This is a genomic window from Thermodesulfovibrionales bacterium (assembly GCA_026417875.1).
Classification (GTDB): Bacteria; Nitrospirota; Thermodesulfovibrionia; order Thermodesulfovibrionales; family CALJEL01; genus CALJEL01.
Map to the genome: position 1 here is coordinate 1 of JAOACK010000074.1, position 6,547 is coordinate 6,547.

Genomic DNA, 6,547 nt, shown 5'->3' on the forward strand with positions numbered 1-6,547 from the left:
TTCTTCTCACAGTTGACAGGGCAGACCCTGAAGAAAACTGGCAGGGGAATATTGGACTTGTTACAAGCCTTTTAAAATATCTAACCTTTAATCCTCTAAACACTGTTGCGTTCATCTGTGGACCTGAGATAATGATGCAGAACGTTGTAAGGGAGCTTATAATACATGGTATACCTGGAGAAAAAATCTTCCTTTCCATGGAAAGAAATATGAACTGTGGTAGAGGTATATGTGGGCATTGTATGTTCGGTCCGAAATTAGTTTGCAGGGATGGACCTGTATTTAGATACTCTGATATAGAGCATCTTATCGGAGTTAAAGAGATATAAATGAAGAAATACAGAATAGGAATATTTAAGCTCACATCTTGTGATGGATGTCAGCTTGCCATCCTCAACCTTGAGGAGTATCTTCTCGATCTATTCAAATTCTATGACATAGTTCATTTTAGAGAGGGTACTGACAGAGTTTTTAAAGGCACCTTTGATATATCCATAATTGAAGGATCAGTAACAACAAAAATACAGCAGGAGGAAATCTTTGATATCAGAGAAAGGTCAAGAAAGGTTATTACAATTGGTGCCTGTGCTACCTCGGGAGGGATTCAGGCTTTAAGGAACTGGGCAAGGCTTGGAGAGTTCAAGCAGTCCGTTTATCCATCTCCTGAACTCATTGATGTCTTATCTATTTCCACACCTGTTTCTGAACATATATATGTTGATTATGAGTTATGGGGATGTCCTGTATCAACTGAGGCAGTCGAGGAAACCCTGCTCTCCTTTGTACTTGAAAGGACGCCAAGGATACCTGTATATAGCCTCTGTATGGAGTGCAAGAAAAAGGGAATTCCCTGTATACTTGTATCCTGCGGTGAACCCTGCCTGGGACCTGTTACAAAGGCTGGTTGCGGAGCGTTGTGTCCATCTTTTAAAAGACCCTGTTATGGATGTTTTGGTCCCAGAGATGGTGCAAATCTTAAATCTTTAATAAAAATATTTGAAGAACTGAATATAACAGAAAAAGAGTTTCTTTCTCTTATAGATAAGATGAATTCCTATGCATACAGAAAATCAAAGATAGGTCATGAGTAAGAAAATTATAAAAGTAGATTCTTTATCCAGGATTGAAGGAGAAGCGGCCTTTATCATTGAATTTGGTGCCGACGGATATGAAAATTTAAAACTAAAAATATTTGAGGCACCAAGATTTTTTGAAGCCTTTTTAAAAGGCAGGAATTGCCAGGATGTAATCGATTTCACAGCAAGGATATGTGGCATATGTCCTGTGGCTTATCAGATGAGTGCTGTACATGCCATAGAAAAGATCTTCAGAATAGAGATACCGGAATCAATAATAAAACTTAGACGACTTCTTTATTGTGGTGAATGGATAGAAAGTCACGGCCTTCATATTTATCTCCTTCACGGACCTGATTTTTACGACCTTCCTGATGCATGGTCCTCAAAAACCTACATTGAAATACTCAAAAAGGGACTGAAATTTAAGAGAGCAGGCAATTCCATTATTAAGGCAATAGGCGGACGGTCTATTCATCCTGTCAATGTAAGGGTTGGAGGCTTTTACAGTATCCCAAGAAAAGAAGAACTACTTAAACTTTTGCCAGAACTTGAAAATCTCTTTGAAGATTCACTCAGGATGATAAGATGGGCATCGGAGCTTAGATTCAACATAAAAGAAAAGGAATACGAATTTATTTCTCTTGGAAAGGCAGGAGAATATCCCATGAATTATGGCTCTGTGGTAACAAGCTCTGGCAGGGAGATGGAAATGGAAGAATTTATGAATTCTATAAAGGAATTCCAGAAGCCTTACTCCACTGCACTCTTTTCAGGACTTAGGGGAAAGGATGATCTAAGAACCTATATTGTTGGTCCGCTTTCAAGGATAAATCTAAATTATGAATTATTACCTGATGTCATAAAGGATGTAATAAAAGTTTCAGGTATAAAGTTTCCATTAAAAAATATAAAATTATCAATAATTGCAAGGTCTATAGAACTTGCTTACTGCATCTATGAAGCAATAAGATTAATAAAATCCTATGAAGAGCCTGAAAGACCCTTCATAGATTATGAACCCGTTGCTGGAAGAGCTACCTGGATAACAGAGGCTCCAAGGGGCATGCTTATTCACAGCTATGAATTTGACGAAAAGGGTCTCGTAAAAGAGGCTGTTCTCATACCTCCCACATCTCAGAATCTCTATCATATGGAGGAAGAATTAAGAGATTTTATTAGAGAATCTCATGACAGAGCACCCGAGTTTATAAGGAAAGAATGTGAAAAGATAATCAGAAGCTATGACCCCTGCATATCCTGTTCTGTCCATCTCGTAAATTTGATAAAATAAAATATGAATTTTGAGATTATTGATATATCCGGTGATGTCGGGTTAAGGGTTGAAGGTAAAGAACTAGAGGAAATCTTCATAAATGCTACAAGGGGTCTATATAGCCTTATCACTGATCCAGATAGCATAAAACCTGAAAAGACCCTCAACATTCAGGTCAGAGCCCACAGTATTGAAAGTCTTTTAGTTAATTTTTTAAATGAACTTATATTCCATTTTGATGCCTACGGATTTATCGGCAGAAGTATAGATTTAGAAAGCAACATTAAAGGCATAAACATCCCAGGTGAAGACAGTGAACTATGGATAAAGGCTTTACTTAAAGGTGAAGACTTTGATCCTGAAAAACATGAAAGAAGACTTCTTGTGAAGGCTGCAACCTATCATAATCTTAAATTTTACAGAGAAGGCGACAGGTGGAGGGTTGAGATAATATTTGATATTTAAGGAGGTGAAATAATGGCAATAGAGGGCTTAAGAAGAATAGATGAAAATCGCCTTGAGGTACCCCAGACCTACAAGCCCGGTATGAGGACAAATGGGATAATCTTTGTTGACGAGGAGCTTGAAAAGGAGCTTGAAAAGGAATCCATTGAACAGGTTGCAAATGTAGCTACCCTTCCAGGTATAGTTGGTTCATCCCTTGCAATGCCTGATATACATACAGGATATGGATTTGCCATAGGAGGCGTGGCAGCCTTTGATATAAAAGATGGTATAGTCTCTCCAGGTGGAGTGGGATATGATATTAATTGTGGAGTAAGGCTCTTGAGGAGTAATCTTACAAAGGATGAAGTAATTCCGAAGATAAAAGAACTTGTAAATGCGCTTTATAATGAAATTCCAACTGGTGTTGGTTCAAGGGGTAAAATCAGACTTGATTCATTTTCAGAAAAAGAACTTCTAAGAAAGGGAGCTAGATGGGCAGTGGAGAATGGCTACGGTGAACCATCAGACCTTGAAAAAATTGAGTCAGGAGGTGCTATTGAAGGAGCAGATCCATCAATAATAAGTGATAAGGCCTATGAAAGAGGAAGGGCACAGCAAGGAACACTTGGATCGGGAAACCACTTCCTTGAGGTTCAGTATGTTGATGAGATATACGATGAAAAGGCTGCAAATGAGTTAGGCCTCTTTAAAGGCCAGATAACAGTCATGATTCATACAGGCTCAAGGGGATTCGGCCATCAGGTATGTACAGATTTTCTTGAGGTCATGGAAAGGGCAGCAAAGAAATATGGTATTGAACTGCCTGATAAGGAACTTGCATGCGCACCAGTGAACAGTCCTGAAGCACAGGATTATCTTGCTGCAATGAGAGCTGCTGCTAATTATGCCTGGGCAAACAGGCAGTGTTTAATGCACTGGACAAAGGAATGTTTTATGAAGGTCTTCAATATATCACCTAGAGAACTCGGTCTAACACTTATATACGATGTTGCCCATAATATTGCTAAGATAGAGGAACATTTGATTAATGGTAAAAAGATGAAGCTCATTGTCCATAGAAAGGGTGCCACAAGGGCCTTCCCGCCAGGACATCCTGAGCTTCCTGAAATATACAGAAAGCTCGGTCAGCCAGTGATAATTCCTGGTGATATGGGAAGATATTCTTATCTTTTACTGGGCACAGAAAAGGCCATGCAGGAGACCTTTGGCTCCACTTGCCATGGAGCTGGCAGACTTCTTTCACGACATCAGGCAATTAAAAAGGCTAAAGGAAGGGCAATCGCAAGGGAGATGGAAGACAGAGGAATTATTGTTAGATCAGCAGGAAGAGAGACACTTGCTGAGGAGATGTCAGAGGCGTATAAAGACGTATCTAATGTTGTTGAGGTTGTGCACAGAGCTGGCATTTCAAAAAAGGTGGCAAGACTCCATCCTATCGGCGTGATTAAGGGATAGAAATTTGGAAAAACTCAGGATCGGAAAGATTCCCTTTCTTAATCTCTTTCCTTTTTTTTATTATCTTGAAAGACTGCAAGAATCTTACTTTGAATTCATTGAGGATGTACCGTCTGTTTTAAATAAAAAACTGAGAACTGGTGAAATTGATGTAAGTCCATCATCATCAATAGAATATCTTATGAATGAAGAACTTTACGAATTAATAGATAATCACTCCATCAGCTCAATGGGTCCTGTAAAAAGCATCCTCCTCTTCAGCAAGAAACCCCTTGAAGAGCTCAGAAATAAAACACTACTTGTTACAGATAAATCAGATACCTCTAGAGTCCAGCTTGAGGTAATAGCAAATATATTTCTTAAACTCAATATAAAGACAGAAAAGAGCAATCTTACTCTTGAAGAGGGTCTCAACAAGTTTCCAGCCTATCTTCTCATAGGTGATGATGCCATGGTTAATGCTTTAACTCACAGGGAATTTTATATCTATGACCTTGGAGAGTTATGGCACATTTATACTGGCAGGCCCTTTGTTTATGCCCTCTGGATAGTGAGAAGGCATAGCCTTGACAGAAAAAGACAGCTCCTTAGCAGACTCAAAGAGTGTCTTGATGAGATAAAAAAAGATTTTTTTAAAAATCCAGAACAAATCTCTAACCTCCCATCAATCTCTTCACTAATAGGTGCAGAAAACGTTCTTTCTTACTGGAGAAGTCTTTCTTATGATCTAACAGAAAGCCACAGAGAAGGCCTCAGATTGTTTAAAAAGTATGCAGAAAGACTGAAAGAGCTCAATCAGAGAAAAGATTCTTTATCTTATCCATAAATGTCCTATGGGGTTCCTCTCCATTCAGTCTTGCAAGCTCTTCTATAAGTTCCTTCTGTCTTGGCGTGAGTTTCTTTGGAACGTCTATATAAACTCTTACAATCTGATTTCCCCTTGAATGGCCATGTAATTTCTGGATGCCCTTTCCTTTAAGAACAAATTCTGTACCAGAGGCTGTGCCAGGAGGTATCTTTAATTTAGAATTTCCTTCAAGAGTAGGAACCTCTATTTCTGCTCCCAGTACAGCCTGAGGAAAGGTTATGGGCACCTCACAGATTATGTTATTGCCATCTCTTTTAAAGAAAGGATGTTCTTCAACTGTTATATATACATAAAGATCTCCCGGTGGACCGCCATTCCTTCCAGGTTCGCCCTCTCCCCTTAGTTTGAGCTTCGAACCTGTTTCGACTCCTGATGGTATCTTAACGGATATGGCCTTTATCCTCTGAATAAAGCCTGTTCCGTTGCATTTTTTACATGGATCGCTTATAAAATATCCCCTTCCCTGACATTTTGCGCATGTCTTTGATATGGTAAAGAAACCCTGCTGGTATCTAACCTGACCTGTACCTCTGCAATTAGGGCAGGTAATAGGCTTTCTTCCTGCTGAACCTGTTCCTACGCAATCAGCACATGGTTCTGTTTTTGGTATATCGATGATCTTTTCTGCACCAAAGGCTGCTTCATAGAGATTTATTGTTAGATTATAACGAAGATCATCTCCTTTTACAGGCCTCTGTGTTCGTCTACCTGTGAAAACACCAAAAAAATCTTCAAAGATATCTTCAAAAATATCACCGAAAGTTGTTGTGAAAGGTCCAAATCCTGTATCAGAAAAGGTTGCTGTTCCGAACTGGTCATACTGCTGCCTTTTTACAGGGTCACTCAAGCAGGCATAAGCCTCATTTATCTCCTTGAATTTTTCCTCTGCTTCTTTATTTCCAGGGTTTCTGTCAGGATGGTATTTGAGGGCAAGCTTTCTGAATGCCTTTTTTATCTCGTCAGGAGTTGCATCCCTGGGTACACCAAGAATCTCGTAGTAGTCCTTCATGCCTTTCATTTTCAAAGATAATGATTCAAGGTTAAGGCAGAGAGCTTAGTCTCGGCCCTAACCTTACTATATTATTTTTTGTCTTTATCCACATCCTCAAACTCTGCCTCTACAACTTCCTCTTCTTTTTTCTTTGTCTCTTGAGATGCGGCTCCTGCTCCTGCTGTCTTGTAGATATGTTCAGCAATCTTATAAGAGGCCTTCGTGAGTTCCTCTATTGCCCTCTTAATCTCATTTATGTCATTGGAGGTATCCTTTATTCTCTTGCATTTTTCAAGAGCCTCCTCGATTGTCTTTTTCTCAGCTTCCGTAACCTTATCCCCGTATTCTCTAAGCGATTTCTCAACTGAATATATGAGTGTATCCGCTTCATTCCCTGTCTCTTATACACATCT

7 protein-coding genes and 1 pseudogene are annotated in these 6,547 nt (G+C 39.3%); 6 read left to right on the top strand and 2 right to left on the bottom strand.

Going from position 1 to position 6,547, the window contains the following annotated elements; all coding sequences use genetic code 11:
• The 6 genes from N2257_09935 to N2257_09960 all read left to right on the top strand — a co-directional run.
• A partial coding sequence (locus N2257_09935) for a hypothetical protein (protein MCX7794702.1) occupies positions 1 to 329 on the top strand: 329 nt, incomplete at its 5' end.
• Positions 330 to 1,091, top strand: a complete 762-nt coding sequence (locus N2257_09940; protein MCX7794703.1) for a hypothetical protein — start codon at positions 330 to 332, stop codon at positions 1,089 to 1,091.
• A complete protein-coding gene (locus N2257_09945) occupies positions 1,084 to 2,370 on the top strand; it encodes a Ni/Fe hydrogenase subunit alpha (protein MCX7794704.1) in 1,287 nt (428 codons plus the stop codon). The genes N2257_09940 and N2257_09945 overlap by 8 nt, the downstream gene beginning before the upstream one ends.
• Positions 2,371 to 2,373: 3 nt before the next feature.
• Positions 2,374 to 2,817, top strand: a complete 444-nt coding sequence (locus N2257_09950; protein MCX7794705.1) for an archease — start codon at positions 2,374 to 2,376, stop codon at positions 2,815 to 2,817.
• Positions 2,818 to 2,829: 12 nt separating this feature from the next.
• Positions 2,830 to 4,275, top strand: a complete 1,446-nt coding sequence (locus N2257_09955) for an RtcB family protein (protein ID MCX7794706.1) — start codon at positions 2,830 to 2,832, stop codon at positions 4,273 to 4,275.
• A gap of 4 nt (positions 4,276 to 4,279) precedes the next feature.
• Entirely contained in the window at positions 4,280 to 5,101 is an 822-nt protein-coding gene (locus N2257_09960) for a menaquinone biosynthesis protein (protein MCX7794707.1), read from the top strand.
• Here N2257_09960 and dnaJ read toward each other — a convergent pair.
• Together dnaJ and N2257_09970 are read right to left on the bottom strand one after the other, a co-directional pair.
• Entirely contained in the window at positions 5,067 to 6,161 is a 1,095-nt protein-coding gene (gene dnaJ, locus N2257_09965; GenBank protein ID MCX7794708.1) for a molecular chaperone DnaJ, read from the bottom strand. The two genes, N2257_09960 and dnaJ, sit on opposite strands and share 35 nt — an antisense overlap.
• Positions 6,162 to 6,223: 62 nt before the next feature.
• Positions 6,224 to 6,514, bottom strand: a pseudogene (locus N2257_09970) (Hsp70 family protein).
• Positions 6,515 to 6,547: the final 33 nt, after the last annotated feature.

What these genes read in the sequence shown, in the direction of transcription:
- N2257_09950 (MCX7794705.1), top strand. Translation starts at nt 2,374, where the DNA reads ATGAATTTTGAGATTATTGATATATCCGGTGATGTCGGGTTAAGGGTT.
- N2257_09945 (MCX7794704.1), top strand. Translation starts at nt 1,084, where the DNA reads ATGAGTAAGAAAATTATAAAAGTAGATTCTTTATCCAGGATTGAAGGA.
- dnaJ (MCX7794708.1), bottom strand. Translation starts at nt 6,161, where the DNA reads ATGAAAGGCATGAAGGACTACTACGAGATTCTTGGTGTACCCAGGGAT.
- N2257_09955 (MCX7794706.1), top strand. Translation starts at nt 2,830, where the DNA reads ATGGCAATAGAGGGCTTAAGAAGAATAGATGAAAATCGCCTTGAGGTA.
- N2257_09940 (MCX7794703.1), top strand. Translation starts at nt 330, where the DNA reads ATGAAGAAATACAGAATAGGAATATTTAAGCTCACATCTTGTGATGGA.